The organism is Micromonospora sp. NPDC051924 (genome assembly GCF_055586005.1).
The window spans coordinates 103,867-120,639 of the sequence record NZ_JBVJJA010000014.1 but is presented as its reverse complement, the minus strand read 5'-3'; the positions used below and the strand labels follow the sequence as shown (position 1 = coordinate 120,639).

At 73.4% G+C, this 16,773-nt stretch carries 13 protein-coding genes; 5 read left to right on the top strand and 8 right to left on the bottom strand.

Annotated elements, in window-relative coordinates; all coding sequences use genetic code 11:
* The first annotated feature begins 72 nt into the window (after positions 1–72).
* On the top strand, positions 73–1,641 hold the full coding sequence (locus ACZ6S5_RS14035; protein ID WP_466000488.1) for an FG-GAP repeat domain-containing protein: 1,569 nt from the start codon (positions 73–75) through the stop codon (positions 1,639–1,641).
* Between the two features lie 48 nt (positions 1,642–1,689).
* Here the strand turns inward: ACZ6S5_RS14035 and ACZ6S5_RS14030 are convergent, their stop codons facing one another.
* Genes ACZ6S5_RS14030 through ACZ6S5_RS14020 form a run of 3 tightly spaced genes read right to left on the bottom strand, consistent with a single transcriptional unit; the run spans position 1,690 to position 3,774 of the window.
* On the bottom strand, positions 1,690–1,941 hold the full coding sequence (locus ACZ6S5_RS14030) for a helix-turn-helix transcriptional regulator (RefSeq protein ID WP_466000486.1): 252 nt from the start codon (positions 1,939–1,941) through the stop codon (positions 1,690–1,692).
* Between the two features lie 10 nt (positions 1,942–1,951).
* Positions 1,952–2,803 (bottom strand): ABC transporter permease, encoded by an 852-nt coding sequence (locus ACZ6S5_RS14025; protein WP_466000485.1) that lies wholly within the window; start codon positions 2,801–2,803, stop codon positions 1,952–1,954.
* Positions 2,800–3,774 (bottom strand): ABC transporter ATP-binding protein, encoded by a 975-nt coding sequence (locus tag ACZ6S5_RS14020; protein WP_466000483.1) that lies wholly within the window; start codon positions 3,772–3,774, stop codon positions 2,800–2,802. Before ACZ6S5_RS14020 ends, ACZ6S5_RS14025 begins: the two co-directional genes overlap by 4 nt.
* A 110-nt stretch (positions 3,775–3,884) precedes the next feature.
* On the opposite strand from ACZ6S5_RS14020, the gene ACZ6S5_RS14015 reads away from it, so the two are divergent.
* Positions 3,885–4,574 (top strand): hypothetical protein, encoded by a 690-nt coding sequence (locus ACZ6S5_RS14015; protein WP_466000482.1) that lies wholly within the window; start codon positions 3,885–3,887, stop codon positions 4,572–4,574.
* Between the two features lie 51 nt (positions 4,575–4,625).
* Positions 4,626–6,614 carry a DUF459 domain-containing protein gene (locus ACZ6S5_RS14010; protein ID WP_466000480.1) on the top strand — a complete coding sequence of 663 codons (1,989 nt, stop codon included), beginning with the start codon at positions 4,626–4,628 and terminating at the stop codon, positions 6,612–6,614.
* Positions 6,615–6,618: 4 nt separating this feature from the next.
* Here the strand turns inward: ACZ6S5_RS14010 and ACZ6S5_RS14005 are convergent, their stop codons facing one another.
* The 4 genes from ACZ6S5_RS14005 to ppdK all read right to left on the bottom strand — a co-directional run bounded on the left by ACZ6S5_RS14005 (position 6,619) and on the right by ppdK (position 11,962).
* A complete protein-coding gene (locus ACZ6S5_RS14005) occupies positions 6,619–7,455 on the bottom strand; it encodes a siderophore-interacting protein (protein ID WP_466000478.1) in 837 nt (278 codons plus the stop codon).
* A 77-nt stretch (positions 7,456–7,532) separates the two neighbouring features.
* Positions 7,533–8,771 (bottom strand): deoxyguanosinetriphosphate triphosphohydrolase, encoded by a 1,239-nt coding sequence (locus ACZ6S5_RS14000; protein WP_466000477.1) that lies wholly within the window; start codon positions 8,769–8,771, stop codon positions 7,533–7,535.
* A gap of 3 nt (positions 8,772–8,774) precedes the next feature.
* Entirely contained in the window at positions 8,775–9,125 is a 351-nt protein-coding gene (locus ACZ6S5_RS13995) for a VOC family protein (protein WP_466000475.1), read from the bottom strand.
* A 128-nt stretch (positions 9,126–9,253) separates the two neighbouring features.
* The gene (ppdK, locus tag ACZ6S5_RS13990; RefSeq protein WP_466000473.1) at positions 9,254–11,962 is read right to left on the bottom strand and encodes a pyruvate, phosphate dikinase; all 2,709 of its coding nucleotides are present in this window, start codon (positions 11,960–11,962) and stop codon (positions 9,254–9,256) included.
* 372 nt (positions 11,963–12,334) lie between these two features.
* On the opposite strand from ppdK, the gene ACZ6S5_RS13985 reads away from it, so the two are divergent.
* Together ACZ6S5_RS13985 and ACZ6S5_RS13980 are read left to right on the top strand one after the other, a co-directional pair.
* Complete coding sequence (locus ACZ6S5_RS13985; RefSeq protein ID WP_466000537.1) at positions 12,335–14,104, top strand: family 20 glycosylhydrolase; 1,770 nt, start codon at positions 12,335–12,337, stop codon at positions 14,102–14,104.
* A gap of 756 nt (positions 14,105–14,860) precedes the next feature.
* Entirely contained in the window at positions 14,861–15,520 is a 660-nt protein-coding gene (locus ACZ6S5_RS13980; RefSeq protein WP_466000472.1) for a C39 family peptidase, read from the top strand.
* Positions 15,521–15,579: 59 nt separating this feature from the next.
* On the opposite strand, the gene dusB is transcribed toward ACZ6S5_RS13980, so the two are convergent.
* A complete protein-coding gene (gene dusB, locus ACZ6S5_RS13975) occupies positions 15,580–16,752 on the bottom strand; it encodes a tRNA dihydrouridine synthase DusB (protein ID WP_466000470.1) in 1,173 nt (390 codons plus the stop codon).
* Positions 16,753–16,773: the final 21 nt, after the last annotated feature.

Below are 16,773 nucleotides of genomic sequence, written 5' to 3'. Positions count from 1 at the left end.
CAATGCCCGCCGTACGCCACACGCCGGTTCGTGACCCTTTCCGGGCCGTTTCTCCAGAAAGGAACAAGCACAATGCAGCGAATTCCAGGTCTGGTACGCAGACCTCTCGCCGTCCTCGGCGCCCTGGCGGTCGTCGCCGGCGGCCTGGTCGGCCTGTCCCCCGCCCCCGCCCAGGCATCGTCGATCGACGGCCCGATCAGCCGCAGCGAGATCCTGTCCCGCGCCCAGAACTGGGTGGACCGTGGCATCACGTACACCCAGACCGGCACCTGGGCCAGCGACGCCGAGGGCGCCCACACCTACCGGCGCGACTGCTCCGGCCTGGTCTCGATGGCCTGGCACCTGAACGCCAGCTACGTCACCGGCGACTTCCAGGGCAGCAACTCCCGCTGGACCACCCTCGGCAGCATCGACGACTTCCAGCCGGGTGACGCGATGGTGCGCACCGGCCACATGGAACTGTTCGCCTACTGGGCCGACAAGAACGACCACGGCAAGGGCGCCTACGTCTACTCGTTCAACAGCGACTACCAGACGGTCCAGAACCCGTACGCGCTCAACAACTACGGCTACCGGGGCTTCAACAGCGCCTCCGACCTGGCGACGTACAAGCCGATCCGGCGGACCGGACTGATCAACGGGCCGAGCGGCCGCAAGGGCCCGGCGCTGGCGCACGACGACGGTGACGGCACCATGACCATCCACCGGTGGAACTCCACCGGCAGCGCCTTCGACCACACCACCGACTACAAGGGCGAGGGCTCCTTCTACCTGTCGAACGTGGGTGACCGGGTGGCCTCCGGCGACGTCGACGGCGACGGCAACGACGACATCGTGATGGCGTACCAGATCAGCGACGGCACCTTCGGCTTCTACGTCTTCGACGAGGGCCTCACCAGCAAGGGCCGCTGGTACACCTCCGGTCCGTACAACCTCGGGCCGGTCGGCGGGCGGCTGGTCGTGGCCGACTTCAACGGGGACGGCAAGGCCGAGCCGGCCCTGGTCCACGACGACGGTGACGGCACGATGACCATCCACCGCTGGCTCTCCACCGGCAGCAGCTTCTCCCGCACCACCGACTACACCGGCGGCGGCGCCTTCTACCTGTCCAACGTCGCCGACCGGGTCGCCGCCGGCGACGTCACCGGCGACGGCAAGGCCGACATCGTCATGGCCTACCAGATCAGCGACGGCACCTTCGGCTACTACGTCTGGAGCGCCGGCCTCACCAGCCTCGGCCGCTGGTACACCTCCGGCCCCTACAGCCTCGGCCCGGTCGCCAACCGCCTCGTGGTCGCCGACTTCACCGGCGACGGCAAGGCCGAACCGGCCCTGGCCCACGACGACGGCGACGGCTCCATGACCATCCACCGCTGGACCTCCACCGGCAGCAGCTTCTCCCGCACCACCGACTACACCGGCGGCGGCGCCTTCTACCTGTCCAACGTCGCCGACCGGGTCGCCGCCGGCGACGTCACCGGCGACGGCAAGGCCGACATCGTCATGGCCTACCAGATCAGCGACGGCACCTTCGGCTACTACGTCTGGAACGCCGGCCTCACCAGCCTCGGCCGCTGGTACACCTCCGGCCCCTACAACCTCGGCCCGGTCGCCGGCCGCATGGTCCTCGGCAACTGGTGATCCACCCGAGGCGGGGTCCCGGCGGCAGGCCGGGACCCCGCTCCGGCGTCACGCCGTCCGTTCCCCGGCCGCCGAGGGATCCCCGATCCGGGGGAACGGCTCGATGGAGAAGACCACCTCGACCGGCACCTCGAAGTACGCGGCGATCCGCAGCGCCAGGTGCAGGCTGGGCCGGAACTCACCCCGTTCCAGGTAGCCGACCGTCTGGTAGTGCACGCCCAGCGCGTCGGCGAGCTGCCGGCGGGAGATGCCCCGCTCGGCGCGCAGCACGGCGATCCGGTTGTGCACGGTCTCGCTCATCGACGCCCTCTCATCCGACCCGCTGCATGGCCCGCTCGCGGCGCGCGGCCACCCGCGAGCCGGACTCCCGGCGGGCCATCCGGCGCAGCACGACCGGGGCCAGCACGAGCCCGAGCACCGCCCACGCGCCGAGCACGCCGAGCGTCTCCAGGTGCCGCCAGGAGCCGCCCAGCTCGACCGCGGCCATGCTGTCGGGCAGTAGCGCCGAGCGCATGCCCAACCCTAGCCAGTAGATCGGGAAGACCTGGGCGACGCCCTGCAGCCACCCCGGGTAGCCGTTGATCGGGTAGAAGATGCCGGAGAGCGCGATCAGGCCCATGTTCGGCAGCATGACCAGCCCGAGGTTGCGCGGGTTCTCGATCAGCGCGCCGAGGACCGCGCCCATCGGCAGGGTGGCGACCAGGCCGAGCACCGCCACCCAGAGCAGGGTGAACCAGGCGGACACGCTGGTCACCTGGAGCCCGTCCAGGAACAGCAGGGACGGGACGAGCTGGATCGTCATGCTCACCAGGGCGACCGTGGACATCAGGGTGATCTTGCCGATTAGGTAGCCGAGCATCCCGTTGGGAGTGGCCTTGGCGCGCAGCAGGGTGCCGTCCTCGCGCTCGATGACCAGCTGTGAGGCGAGCACCAGCATGCCGCCGAAGGCCAGGCCCATGCCGAGGGCGCTGGGCAGCGTACGGGCGCCGAGCGAGAAGGAGGTGCCGGGCACGGTGGAGCCGCGCATGAAGAACATGGCGATCAGCAGGACGGCCGTGGGGAAGAAGTAGTTCCACAGGTCCTGGGCGTTGCTGAAGGTGTTGCGCAGCTCGATCACGCCGCGCCGGAAGCCGGCCCGGACGGCCACCACGGTCGGGTTCATCGGTCGCTCCCCTGCTGCCACACCCGGTCGGCCCGGCCGGTCCGGACCCCGGATTCCTCCTCGTAGACCAGTGCCATGTACGCGTCCTCCAGGCTGGCCCGGCGGACCTCCAGCTCCTGCACGGCGTCGCCGTACTGGCGGAGCAGGTCGCGGACGAAACCGGTGGCGTCGGCGGCGGCGTGCACGAACCGCTCCCCGTCCCGGGTCCAACGGATCTCCGCGTCACCGGCGACCCGGCGAGCCAGCTCGTCCGGCGAGCCGTCGGCGACGATCCGGCCCCCGGCCAGGATGAGGATCCGGTCGGCCAGCTTCTCCGCCTCGTCCAGGTCGTGCGTGGTGAGCAGGATGGTGGTCTCGTCCAGGTCGGCGAGGCGGTGCACCAGCTCGTGGAACTCGCGCCGGGCGGCCGGGTCGAAGCCGACCGTCGGCTCGTCCAGGAAGAGCAGCTCGGGGCGGCCCACGATGCCGACCGCCACGTCGAGCCGGCGACGCTGCCCGCCGGAGAGCTGGTGCACCCGCTTCTCCGCCTGCGCGGTCAGGCCGACCGCGTCCAGCAGGTCGTCGACCGGCCAGGGCCGGCGGATCCGCTCGGTGCCGTACGGGGCGTAGAAGGCGCCGAGGTGGGTGAGCAGGTCGCGGACCCGCCACTTGCCGTGGTCGCGCCAGGACTGGAGCACCACGCCCATCCGGGCGCGCCAGCGCTCGTCGCCCCGGCCGGGGTCGACGCCGAGGACGCGGACCTCCCCGGCGGAGCGCATCCGGAAGCCCTCGAGGATCTCGATGGTGGTGGTCTTGCCGGCGCCGTTGGGCCCGAGCAGGGCGAGCACCTCGCCGCGCCGGGCGGTGAAGTCGACCCCGTGCAGCACGTCGACGGTGCCGTACCGCATGCGCAGGTCGCGGACGTCGAGGACGAGGTCCTCGTCGGGCGGGTGGGGAGTTCCGACAACTCCCGGCAGTTCGACCGCAGTCATGCCGCAAAATGTAGCACCTCTGCTATATGTCGAGGTACACCCGCTCCTCACCGTCCGATTGCAGATCTTGACTACGGTGAGACCCACGACCCGTGGAGAGGGAACGACGGATGGCCGACGACCCGGAGCTGACCATCGCGCTCGCCGAGTACGAGCACCTGCGCGAGCTGAGCCGGGCGGTGCACGACCAGTCCGCCGCCCGGTTCACCTTCTTCCTGGCGGTGGCCTCGGGCGCGACCGCGGTGTCGGCCGGCCTGATCACCACCGGCACACCCCACGGCCCGGTCGGCCCCGCCGTACTGGCCGGCCTCGGGCTGCTGGTCCTGCTGCTGGGCGTCTTCGTCTTCGCCCGCCAGGTGGAGCTGAACGACCGGGGCCGCCGGTACGCCGTCGCCGCCACCGTGCTCCGCACCTACCTGGCCCGCCGCGCGCCGGAACTGGCCCCGTACCTCATCATGCCGACGCTGGACGATCCCGGCCCGTTCGCGCCCGAGCCGTTCCGCCGGCACTGGTTCCGCGACCTGGTCAGCCAGGCCGGGATGCTCGCCCTGGTCAACAGCGTCCTGGTCGGCCTGCCCGTCGCGCTGGCGGTGCTCGCCACCGGCGCGGCCCGGCTGGCGGGGCCGGCCGCGGCGCTGGTCGCCGCCGCCTCGATCGCGACGCACCTGCGGATCATCCGCCGCCGGGTGGAACGCTCCGCCGGGCAGGTCGGCGCCGTGCTCAACCGCCGGGCCCTCACCGGCGCGGGCACCGCGCCGGCCGGCGACGACGCGGCGGCGCTCGCGCCGGCCCGACCGTGACGATCCGTCGGCCACGGGTGTAAAGGGGCCGCCGACGGGGACAACCGGCCCATGTCGGGTACGAGCAGGGCCACGCTCCCGTACCAGCCGGCCCTGGACGGCGTCCGCGCGCTCGCGGTCGCGGCCGTGCTCGCCTTCCACGGCGGGGTCGCCGCCCTCCCGGGCGGCTTCCTCGGGGTGGACGCGTTCTTCGTGCTCTCCGGATTCCTGATCACCTCGCTACTGCTCGCCGAGCACCGCACCACCGGCCGGGTCGACCTGGTGGCGTTCTGGGGGCGGCGGGTACGGCGGCTGCTACCCGCCCTGCTCCTGGTGCTCGTCGTGGTGCTGCTGGTCGCCCGGGAACTGCTGCCCGGCACCGAACTCGGCGCGCTGCGCTGGGACGCGCTGGCTGCGCTCGGGTACGTCGCCAACTGGCGGATGGCGAACCGGGGCGGGGACTACTTCGCCGCCACCGGCAACCCGTCCCCGCTGCAGCACACCTGGTCGCTCGGCATCGAGGAGCAGTTCTACCTGCTCTGGCCGGTGCTGCTGATCGCGCTGCTGGGCTGGGCGGCCGGGCGCGGTCCCGGCCCGGCCCGCCGTCGGCACACCGCCGTACCGGTGGTCGTCGTGGTGGGGGCGGCCGGCTCGGCGCTCGCCGCCGCGGCGCTGTACGCCCCGGGCACGGTGGACCGGGTCTACTACGGCACCGACACCCGGGCGGTCGCGCTCCTGGTCGGCGCCGCGCTCGCCGTGCTGCTCGCCCGGGTCCACGCCGCATCCCCGCCGGCGCCGGACAGGCCGACCGGCCGGCGGGCCCGCCACCCGGTCCTCGGCGCGCTGGCACTGGCCGGGGCGGTCGTGACCGGCTGGCTCTGGGCCACCGCGGAGGGCGGCGACGGCCGGCTCTACCGGGGCGGCCTGACCGTGGCCGCCCTCGCGGTGGCGGCGGTCATCGCGCACGCCACGGTCAGCCCCGCCGCCCCGACCGCCCGGCTGCTCGCCCTGCCGCCGCTGGTCGGGCTCGGGCGGATCTCGTACGGCGTCTACCTCTGGCACTGGCCGCTGTTCCAGTGGCTCACCGCCGAGCGGACCGGGCTGACCGGGGTCGGCCTGCTCGCCACCCGCTGCGCGCTGACACTGGCCGTCGCCACCGGCTCGTACCTGCTGGTGGAGCGGCCGATCCGCCGGGCCCGGCGGCTGCCCCGCCCGGCGCCGGCGCTGGCCGGCACGGCGGTCGCCGGGGTGGCCGCCGTCGCGGTGCTCGGCACCGTGCCACCCGCCCCGCTGCCCCGCCCGGCGATCGCCCTCGACGGCACCCCGACGGCCGGCGTCACCGGCTCACCCAGCTCGACGCCCCCGGTGCAGCGTCCCGGGCGGCGGCCCGGCCAGCCCCGGATCGCCTTCCTCGGCGACTCCGTCTCCTGGTCACTCGGCACCTACCTGCCGCAGCAGGACAAGCTCGCGGTCAGCGTCCGGGCCGTGCAGGGCTGCGGGATCGCCCGGCTGCCGGAGCTGCGCTACCTCGGCGAGCCGCACCCCAACTACCCCGGCTGCGAGCACTGGGACGACCGCTGGCAGCGCGGCGTCCGCGCCGACGACCCGGACGTCGCGGTGATCCTGCTCGACCGCTGGGAGCTGATGGACCGCAGGCTCGACGGCCGCTGGCAGCACGTCGGCGAGCCCGCGTTCGACCGGTACCTGACCGGGGAGCTGGACCGGGCGATCGACATCGCCGCCGCCAAGGGCGCGCACGTCACGCTGCTGACCGCGCCGTACACCCGGCGGGCCGAACGGCCCGACGGCGGGCTGTGGCCCGAGGACGACGCCGGCCGGGTGGACGCCTGGAACCGGCTGCTCCGGTCGGCCGCCGACCGGCACGGCGCGACGGTGCTCGACCTGAACCGCCGGGTCTGCCCGGACGGCCGGTTCAGCTGGGAGGCCGGCGGCGTCCGGGTACGCAGCGACGGGCTGCACTTCACCCCGGAGGGCGTGCAACAGTGGATCGCCCCGTGGCTGCTGCCGCAGCTCCACCGGCTGGCGGTGCGGGGCGCGTGACCGCTCAGGCGGCGGGCACCGCCGACTCGTCCGCCTCCGCCTGGGCGTTCCAGGCGGCCTTGGTGGAGCGCCAGCCCTCGTCGTCCATGCCGCGCCGCCAGTAGCCGGAGATGGACAGGTCGCCCCTGGGCACCCCGCGCTCGACCCGCAGCAGCCGGCGCAGCTCCTTGACGAAGGTGGCCTCACCATGGACGAAGGCGTGCACCCGGCCGGGCGGGAACTCCAGTGCCCGCACCGCCTCGACCAGCGCCTCGCCCACCGGGCGGCCGGCCCGGTGCAGCCAGCGCAGCTCGACCGCGCCGGGGCTGGCCAGCGGCAGCTCGTCGGCCGGGCCGTCGACCTCGACGAACACCGTGGCCGGGACGCCGGCGGGCAGCCGCTCCAGCGCGGCGGCGATCGCCGGCAGGGCGCTCTCGTCCCCGGCCAGCAGGTGCCAGTCGGCCGTCGGGTCCGGGGCGTACGCCCCGCCGGGGCCGGTGAAGAGCACCCGGTCGCCGGGGCGCAGCGTGGCCGCCCACGGCCCGGCCAGCCCCTCGTCGCCGTGGTGCACCACGTCGATGGTCAGCTCGCCGGCCGCCGCGTCCCAGGCCCGCACCGTGTACGCGCGCAGCCGCGGCCACTGCTTCGCTGGGAACTCCCGCTTGATGCTGGCCAGGTCCGTCGGGTGCGGATAGGCCACCCCGGCCGGCGGGAAGACCAGCTTCACGTAGTGGTCGGTGTACGCGCCCACCGGCAGGCCAATCAGCTCCTCCCCGCCCAGCACCAGCCGGATCAGGTGCGGGGTGGGCCGCTCGGTCCGTACGACCGTGGCGGCGGTGACCTTCTTCGGGCGCTCCGTCATGCCGCTTAGGCTAGCCTAAGTCGCCCCCGCTCCCCCACCCGGCGGCGTTCTCGCCGCCGCGGGGGTGGCGGCGGGGGTCAGGGGACCAGGCGGGCGTGCCAGGCGAGGGCGGCCGGGTCGGTGAGGGAGGCGACCTGGTCGATGACCACGCGGAGGCGGGCGGCGTCGTCGGGGGCGTCCCGCCAGAGCGGGGCGAAGACCGGGTCCAGCGGGCCCGGCGCCCGGTCAAGCAGGGCGGCGACCAGTTCGGCGAGGATCTCCCGCTGGCGGGCGTACCGGGGGCCGGCGCCGGGGCGGCGCATGACGTAGCGCAGGGCGATGCCCTTGAGCAGCGCGCACTGGACCCGGATCCGGCGCGGCACCACCAGGTCGGCGGCGTACCGGCGGTGCGGGCCGGGGCCGTGGCGTTCCTGGGTGGCGGCCACCACGGTGGCGACGAACCGGCCGGTGAGCACGCTGGTGGTGGCCTTCAGCGCGGCGAGCGCCCGGTGGCTGCCGTCGTACGAGGCGAGCGGGGCGAGCACCGGTTCGGCCAGCAGTTCCGCCAGCACCTCACCCAGGTCCTCGGGGGCCTCCCCGGAGTACGCGGCCGCCACGTCGGCGCAGAGCGCCCGCCGCTCGTCGGGGTCGGCCAGCAGCGGGCGGAGGCCGACGTACCCGCCGTGGATGCCGTCCTCGACGTCGTGCACCGAGTACGCCACGTCGTCGGCCCAGTCCATCACCTGGGCCTCCAGGCAGCGCCGCTCCCCGGGCGGGGCGCCGGCGCGCAGCCAGTCGAAGACCGGGCGGTCGTCGGCGTACACGCCGAACTTGCGCCGGCCGGGACGGCGCGGCCACGGGTACTTGCCGACCGCGTCGAGCGAGGCCCGGGTGAGGTTGAGCCCGACGGAGCGGCCGTCCGGGGCGAGCACCTTCGCCTCCAGCCGGGTGAGCACCCGCAGCGTCTGCGCGTTGCCCTCGAACCCGCCGCAGTCGGCGGCGAGGGCGTCCAGCGCGTCCTCGCCGTTGTGCCCGAACGGCGGGTGGCCGAGGTCGTGCGCCAGCCCGGCGGTGTCCACCACGTTCGGGTCGCAGCCCAGCCGGGCGCCCATCTCGCGGGCGATCTGCGCCACCTCCAGCGAGTGGGTCAGCCGGGTACGCAAAAAGTCGTCGGTGCCGGCCGTGTGCACCTGGGTCTTCGCGGCGAGCCGGCGGAACGCCGCCGAGTGCAGCACCCGCGCCCGGTCCCGCTCGTACGGCGACCGCCCGTACCCGGTGTCCTTCGGCCCCTCGACGACGAGCCGCGCGGCGTCGTCAGCCCCCGGAGCCGCGCTCAACCGTCATCCCCGCTGCCGCAAGACGCAGAACTCGTTGCCCTCTGGGTCGGCCAGCACCGTCCACGCCGCGTCGCCCTGGCCGACGTCGACGTGCCGGGCGCCCATGTCGACCAGACGCTCCACCTCGGCCTCCTGGTCGGCCGGACGCAGGTCGATGTGCAGCCGGTTCTTGCCCTCCTTGGGCTCGGTGACCGGGACGAAGACGATGCCGGGCAGCGCGTCGGGCGAGCGGCGGATCTCCACCTCGTCCGGCTTGTCGCTGATCACCTGGTAGCCGAGCGCCTCGGCCCACCAGTGGGCGAGCCGGGACGGGTCCTGGGCGTCGACCGTGAGGTTCTCCCAGAGGCTGGTCATGCGGCCACCTTTCCTGATCGACACGAGCGCGGGCGAGCCCAGGTTACGCCGGGCGCCGGGAAAGAGCGCGCCGGGCGAAGCCGGGGCCGCCGACGTAAGCGCCGACGGCCCCGGTCGTGTCACGCGGGTCAGCGGGAGTCGGAGCCGGTGGTGGTGATCGCCGCCCGGCCGGCCTCCAGCCGCGCCACCGGCACCCGGAACGGCGAGCAGGAGACGTAGTCGAGCCCGACCTCGTGGAAGAAGTGCACCGAGTCCGGGTCGCCGCCGTGCTCGCCGCAGACCCCGAGCTTGAGTCCCGGGCGGGCGGCCCGGCCCTCCTCGGCGGCGATCCGGACCAGCCGGCCGACGCCCTCCCGGTCGATCGACTCGAACGGCGAGATGCCGAAGATGCCCAGCTCCAGGTAGCGCCAGAAGAACGCGCCCTCGACGTCGTCCCGGGAGAAGCCCCAGCCCATCTGGGTGAGGTCGTTGGTGCCGAAGGAGAAGAACTGTGCCGCCTCGGCGATCTGCCCGGCGGTCAGCGCCGCCCGGGGCACCTCGATCATGGTGCCGATCAGCACCTCGACGCCGCTGTCCCCGACCACCTCAGCGATGATCTTCTCGGCCTCCGCGCGTACCGTCTCCAGCTCCTGGACCGCGCCGACCAGCGGGACCATGATCTCCGGGCAGGCCGACCCGCCGGCCTGGACGACCGCGACGGCGGCCTCGGCGATCGCGCGGACCTGCATCGCGAACAGGCCGGGGATGACCAGGCCGAGCCGGACGCCGCGCAGGCCGAGCATCGGGTTCTCCTCGTGCATCCGCCGGACGGCGGCGAGCAGCGCCTCCTCCTTGGCCACGTCCTCGCCGCGCTCTTGGGCGACCGCGACGTTGACCGCGAGCTGCTCCAGCGGGGGCAGGAACTCGTGCAGTGGCGGGTCGATCAGCCGGACGGTGACCGGCAGGCCGTCCATCTCCCGGAGGATCTCGATGAAGTCCTCCCGCTGCAGCGGCAGCAGCGCGGCGAGGGCGTCCTCCCGCTCCGTGTCGGTGGCCGCGAGGATCAGCCGCTCGACCAGCTCCCGCCGGTCGCCGAGGAACATGTGCTCGGTGCGGCACAGGCCGATGCCCTCGGCGCCGAACCGCCGCGCCCGCGCCGCGTCCGGACCGGTGTCGGCGTTCGTCCGGACCAGCAGCCGCCGCGTGGCGTCGGCGTGCGTCATGATCCGGTGTACGGCCCGGACCAGCGGGTCGCCGGTCTGCTCCGCGTCGAGGGTGCCCTCGAAGTACTGCACCACCTCGGAGGGCATGACCGGCACCTCGCCCAGGTAGACCTTGCCGGTGGTGCCGTCGATGGAGACGACGTCGCCCTCGTTGACGGCCTGTCCGGCGACGGTGAACTTCTTCGCCGGGATGTTGACGTCGAGCTCGTCCGCGCCGGAGACGCAGGTCTTGCCCATCCCCCGGGCCACCACGGCGGCGTGGCTGGTCTTGCCGCCGCGCGAGGTGAGGATGCCCTTGGCGGCGATCATGCCGTTCAGGTCGTCCGGGTTGGTCTCCCGGCGGACCAGGATCACCGGCTCGCCCTCGGCGGCCAGCTCGACCGCCCGGGCGGAGGTGAAGACGACCTTGCCGACCGCCGCGCCCGGCGAGGCCCCGATGCCCTTCGCCACCGGCTCGAACTCGTGGTCGAGTTTGAACCGGGGGAACATCAGCTGGGCGAGCTGCGCGCCGTTGACCCGGTGCAGCGCCTCGTTGAGGTCGATCAGGCCCTCGTCGACGAGCTGGCCGGCGATGACGAAGGCCGCCGCGGCGGTGCGCTTGCCGACCCGGGTCTGGAGCATCCAGAGCTTGCCGCGCTCGATGGTGAACTCGATGTCGCAGAGGTCCTTGTAGTGCTCCTCCAGCCGGGCCATGTAGCTGAGCAGCTCGTCGTAGGACTTCTTGTCGATCTGCTCCAGCTCCTGCAGCGGCACGGTGTTGCGGATGCCGGCGACCACGTCCTCGCCCTGGGCGTTGGCCAGGTAGTCGCCGTAGATGCCCTGCGCGCCGCTGGCGGGGTCGCGGGTGAAGGCGACGCCGGTGCCGGAGTCGGGACCGAGGTTGCCGAAGACCATGGCCACCACGTTGACCGCGGTGCCCAGGTCGGCGGGGATGCGCTCCTGCCGGCGGTAGACCACCGCGCGCTCGGCGTTCCACGACTCGAAGACGGCGCGGATGGCCAGGTCGAGCTGCTCGCGCGGCTCCTGCGGGAACTCCCGCCCGGTGTGCTCGGCGAAGATCTTCTTGTACGCGTCGACCAGCCCGCGCAGGTCGTCGGCGTCCAGGTCGAGGTCGTCGGTGGTGCCCTTGGCGCGCTTGGCGTCGTCGAGGGCGTGCTCGAACTCCTCGCCCGGCACCTCGCAGACGGTCTTGCCGAACATCTGGATCAGGCGGCGGTACGAGTCCCAGGCGAACCGGTCGTTCCCGCCCGCCTGCCGGCTCAGCCCGACGACGCTGCGGTCGTTGAGCCCGACGTTGAGGACAGTCTCCATCATGCCCGGCATGGAGAACTTGGCCCCGGAGCGGACCGAGACCAGCAGCGGGTCGTCCGGGTCGCCCAGCTTGCGGTCCATGCCGCGCTCCAGGGACTCCAGGTGCGCCTCGATCTGCCCGGCCAGCCCGTCCGGCTCCCGGCCGGTGGTCAGGTACGCCTTGCACGCCTCGGTGGTGATGGTGAAGCCGGGCGGGACCGGAAGGCCGAGATTCGTCATCTCGGCGAGGTTGGCCCCCTTGCCGCCGAGCAGGTCCTTGAGGTCCTTGTTGCCCTCGGCGAAGTCGTAGACGTACTTGTGATCGACCGTCTCTTGCGCTGCCACCAGAGCCTCCCACGCGCGCCATTGACACTTAACGAAGGTTCAGTTCGGACATACCCCGAGACCAACCGCCGGTAATCCCGGCGTCGTCAGCGATCGGTGGGCGAAGGTTAAGCGAACTTCGAGTGGCCTGGGACCGTTCGGTGACAATCGGCACAACGGTCACCACTATCCGCGTCCGTACCGGTTTTTGGGAACGCTTCCACGCGCACGATCACGCAAGTCCGATTCCCCTCGTACTCTTGACGGCACTGGAATTCGCTGAACCTGACCTTTGCCATATTCCGCGCAAATACACCCCCGGGAGCTGTCGCCGTGTCGACCACCCCCACCGCCCCGTCCGAGACCGGTCCCGAACCGCTCGACCGGGCCGGCCTGCCCACCCAGCAACCGACCGCCGCCGACCTGGCCCGCACCGCCGCCCGGCGCGCCGGTGACCTGCTCGCGCCGCCCGGCCCGGTCCGGCTCGGCGACGTGGTGCCCGCACCCGAGCAGGTGTTTCCGGCCGCGGCGGCGGACTTCGCACTCCCCGCGGACGCGACGGTCCGGGTCAGCCTCGACCCGGCCGCCCGGGACGTGGCGGAGCAGCTCGCCGGCTGGCTGCGCCCCGCCACCGGTCACCCGATCCCCGTCGCCGACACGGCGGCCGCCGGGCCGGATGGCCTGCTGACACTCACCCTGTCGGACGCGGGGAGCCGGGCCGAGGCCGCTTCCGTCGGCGCGGCCGATCCGGTCGGCGCCGCCGCTCGTGCCGGCGCGCCCGGTCCGGCCGGCGCGGAGTGGGCCGGGGATGCGGCGGGCCGTGGACCGGAACCCGGCACCGGGCTGCCGGACGGCGACGACCTGGGCGACGAGGGCTACCGCCTCGACGTCACCCGGGATGGCGTCCGGATCACGGCCGCCACCCCGGCCGGCCTGTTCCACGGCGCGCAGACGCTGCGGCAGCTCCTGCCGGCGGCGGTCGAGGCCGCCACCCCGGTCACCGAACGCTGGGTGGTGCCCGGCGGCACGATCGTCGACCGGCCGCGCTTCGCGTACCGGGGTGCGATGCTCGACGTGGCCCGGCACTTCTTCGGCGTCGAGGACGTGCTGCGGGTGGTCGACCACCTGGCCCGGTACAAGCTGAACCACCTGCACCTGCACCTCACCGACGACCAGGGGTGGCGGATCGCCGTCGACTCCTGGCCCCGGCTGGCCGAGGTGGGCGGAGTCACCCAGGTGGGCGGCGGCCCCGGCGGCTGCTACACCCAGGACGACTACCGCCGGATCGTCGCGTACGCCGCCCGCCGCCACGTCACCGTGGTGCCGGAGATCGACCTGCCGGGGCACACCAACGCGGCGCTGGTCGCGTACCCCGAGCTGGCGCCCGGCAAGATCCCGCCGCCGCCGTACACCGGCACCGAGGTCGGCTTCAGCTACGTCGACCCGGCCGACGAGCGGACGTACGACTTCGTCGCCGACGTGATCGGCGAGGTCGCCGCGCTGACCCCCGGCCCGTGGCTGCACCTCGGCGGCGACGAGGCGTTCAAGGTCAAGGGGGCGGCCTACACCGGCTTCGTCGAGCGGGCGCAGCGGATCGTGGCGGACACCGGGAAGACCGTGGTCGGCTGGCACCAACTCGCCCCGGCGGAACACCTCGACGGGCGCGTCCTCCAGTGGTGGGGCACCAACGGCGACGACCCCGAGACCGCCGAGGCGGTACGCCGGGGCGCCCGGGTCATCCTCTCCCCCGGCAACCGCGCCTACCTCGACATGAAGTACGCCCCGGACACCCCGATCGGACATGACTGGGCCGGGCTGATCGACGTGCGGCGCGCGTACGACTGGGATCCGGGCACGCACGTCGCCGGCGTACCGATCGAGGCGGTGCTCGGCGTGGAGGCGCCGCTCTGGACCGAGTCGGTCACCACGCTGGCCGAGGTGGAGTTCATGCTCTTCCCGCGCCTGCCCGCCATCGCCGAACTGGCCTGGTCACCCCGGTCGACGCACGACTGGGCCGCCTTCCGGGAGCGCCTGGCCGGACACGGGCCGCGCTGGACCGCCGCCGGCATCACCTTCCACCCTTCGCCCGACGTCCCCTGGCCGGCGACGCACCCCATCCCCACCCAGCGCCCCTCCTCCACCACCCCTGCCGACACCCACTGACCTCGGCCCACCGCGGGGTCGCCCATCGACCAACATCGGGGAAAGTGCTGCCTCCCCGCCCCGGGAGGCAGCACTTTCGGCGAAGTTGCGTGGCCCGTCGGCCCGGCGGGGCGGCGGGGCGGCCACCCCGACATGCCGCACACCGAGTCGATGAACACCCCCGCTCGAACCCGCACGGGGGGAATGTCGCCGTGTGCGGAGAATGTCCGGGTGGCGGGCGGGGGTCGGGTGGCAAGCGCCCGGCCGTGATCCACTCGGGGTGCCGCATTCGGCGGCATCTCGAGGCCCGGGACGCCCCGACGTGCCGCAATCCGAGTCGATCACCCACCCGACCGGCCGCGCCGCATGCGCCGAATGTCCGGATCGCCGGGGGCGGGGATGTCCTCCGTCGGCCCCGGATGGGCGGTTGACGGCGGGGTGTCGCGTGGTCGGGGCCACCCGCACGGCGGAATCATGCCGGGGGCGGGGTCGTTGAACATGGCAGACCGCGCGGCAACCCCCGCCCCCACGGGCCGGCGGGCCGCCGGTCGGAATGACCGGCCACCGGCCGTCGTTACCTCCCCGGACCGCGAACACTGGTCCCGCCGGTGAGGCCACCGGGAATCACTCCCGGCCCCCGGTCGTTACACCCCCGGGCCACCCGAGCAGGTCACCCCCGACCGCCGGGCCCGCCCCTCCCAAGACCTTTTCACGCGGCAGCACCGCACCCCCCTTCGCGGGTGCCGCGAAACCCCCGAATGGAAGGCGTGACTCATCATGGCCACCACTCTGCTTCGCAAGACCGTCCTGACCGCTGCCGGCTTCGCCGCCACCGCCGGCGGGATCGCCGGCCCCGCCATCGCCGCCCAGGCCACCCCCGCCGAAAAGGCCGCCTCCTCGGTCACCACCGAGCGCAAGCCCGGCGGCGAGCGGGAACTCAACGTCCGCTACGAGGCCCAGCCGAACTTCTACTACTGCGGCCCCGCCGCCACCCGCAACGCCCTGTCCGTCCAGGGCAAGAACATCGACGTCGACGCCATGGCCAAGGAAATGGGCACCACCGAGAACGGCACCAACAGCATCAACGACATCACCCCGGTCCTGAACAAGGAAACCGGCAAGAAGGACGCCTACCACTCGGTGGAGATCAGCACCCCCAAGGCCGACGACAAGCAGACCGACAAGCTGCGCACCGACATCGTCCGCACCATCGACGACGACCGCGCCGTGGTCGCCAACATCGCCGGCACCACCACCGACACCGACGGCAACACCCACTCCTTCGAAGGCGGCCACTACATCAGCGTCGTCGGCTACCGCGACGGTGGCAAGACCGTCACCATCGCCGACTCCGCCGACCCGAACATGGCCTCCTACCGCATCAGCGTCGACAACCTCGCCGACTGGATCGCCACCCGCGGCTACACCGCCTCCTGACGATCCCCAGCACCACAAAAGGGCCCGACCCCCACCAGGGGCCGGGCCCTTTCGGCGTCTCAGCCGCCGGAGTCGTCCAGCTCGGCGCCGTCCGGCGGGGTGTCGTCGTCGCGGCTGGCCAGCCAGCCGTCGGGCAGGAAGACCTTGCCCGGGGAGTTGGTCCGGCCGCGCGGCTGGCCCAGGGTCTCGACCGGGAACGGTACGGTCGGGTCGAGCTTGCCGAGCAGGTCGTCGAGCTGAGCCAGGCTGTCGATCATCGCGAGGGAGCGGCGCAGCTCGCTGCCGATCGGGAAGCCCTTGAGATACCAGGCGACGTGCTTGCGGAAGTCGGTGCAGCCATCCCGCTCGCCCCGGGCCGGGTTGCGGGCGCCGGCGACGAACTGGTCCACCAGCAGTTCGGCGTGCCGCCGCATGGTCACGGCCACCTCGCCGAGGGTGGGCAGCCGTCGCTCGGTGCGGCCGTTGAAGGCGGCCTCCAGATCGGCGAAGAGCCACGGCCGGCCCAGGCACCCGCGCCCGATCACCACCCCGTCGACTCCGGTGTGGGCCGCCATCCGGAGCGCGTCGTCGGCCTCCCAGATGTCGCCGTTGCCGAGCACCGGCACGTCGAGCGCCTGCTTGAGGTTGGCGATGGCGTCCCAGTCGGCGGTGCCCGAGTAACGCTGTGCGGCCGTACGCCCGTGCAGGGCGACCGCTGCCACCCCGGCGTCCTGGGCGGCGAGCCCGGCCTCGACGTACGTCAGGTGGTCGTCGTCGATGCCCTTGCGCATCTTGACGGTGACCGGCACCCCGGCGGGCGACGCGGCGTCCACGGCGGCCTTGACCAGCCGGGCGAAGAGCCGGCGCCGCCACGGCAGGGCCGACCCGCCGCCGCGCCGGGTGACCTTGGGGACCGGGCAGCCGAAGTTGAGGTCGATGTGGTCAGCGAGGTCCCGCTCGACCACGATCCGCACGGCGGCGGCGGTGATCTCCGGGTCGGTGCCGTAGAGCTGGAGGCTGCGCGGCTGCTCCTCCGCCCCGAAGGCGATCATGCGCAGCGTCTTGGGGTTCCGCTCGACCAGCGCCCGGGTGGTGATCATCTCGCAGACGTAGATGCCGCCGCCCTGCTCCCGGCAGAGCCGCCGGAAGCCGACGTTGGTGATCCCGGCCATCGGCGCGAGCACCACCGGCGGCCACACCTGGTGCGGGCCGAGGGTCAGCGGGCGCAGCGCGGGCAGGGTCGGGGCGGTCACCGGACAAGTGTACGGGGCCCC

Bases quoted from the DNA above. Each gene is read 5' to 3' on its own strand.
- ACZ6S5_RS13980 (WP_466000472.1), top strand. From the start codon at position 14,861: ATGGCCACCACTCTGCTTCGCAAGACCGTCCTGACCGCTGCCGGCTTC.
- ACZ6S5_RS13995 (WP_466000475.1), bottom strand. From the start codon at position 9,125: ATGACCAGCCTCTGGGAGAACCTCACGGTCGACGCCCAGGACCCGTCC.
- ACZ6S5_RS14010 (WP_466000480.1), top strand. From the start codon at position 4,626: ATGTCGGGTACGAGCAGGGCCACGCTCCCGTACCAGCCGGCCCTGGAC.
- ACZ6S5_RS14005 (WP_466000478.1), bottom strand. From the start codon at position 7,455: ATGACGGAGCGCCCGAAGAAGGTCACCGCCGCCACGGTCGTACGGACC.
- ACZ6S5_RS14020 (WP_466000483.1), bottom strand. From the start codon at position 3,774: ATGACTGCGGTCGAACTGCCGGGAGTTGTCGGAACTCCCCACCCGCCC.
- ACZ6S5_RS14030 (WP_466000486.1), bottom strand. From the start codon at position 1,941: ATGAGCGAGACCGTGCACAACCGGATCGCCGTGCTGCGCGCCGAGCGG.
- ACZ6S5_RS14035 (WP_466000488.1), top strand. From the start codon at position 73: ATGCAGCGAATTCCAGGTCTGGTACGCAGACCTCTCGCCGTCCTCGGC.
- ACZ6S5_RS14025 (WP_466000485.1), bottom strand. From the start codon at position 2,803: ATGAACCCGACCGTGGTGGCCGTCCGGGCCGGCTTCCGGCGCGGCGTG.
- ACZ6S5_RS14015 (WP_466000482.1), top strand. From the start codon at position 3,885: ATGGCCGACGACCCGGAGCTGACCATCGCGCTCGCCGAGTACGAGCAC.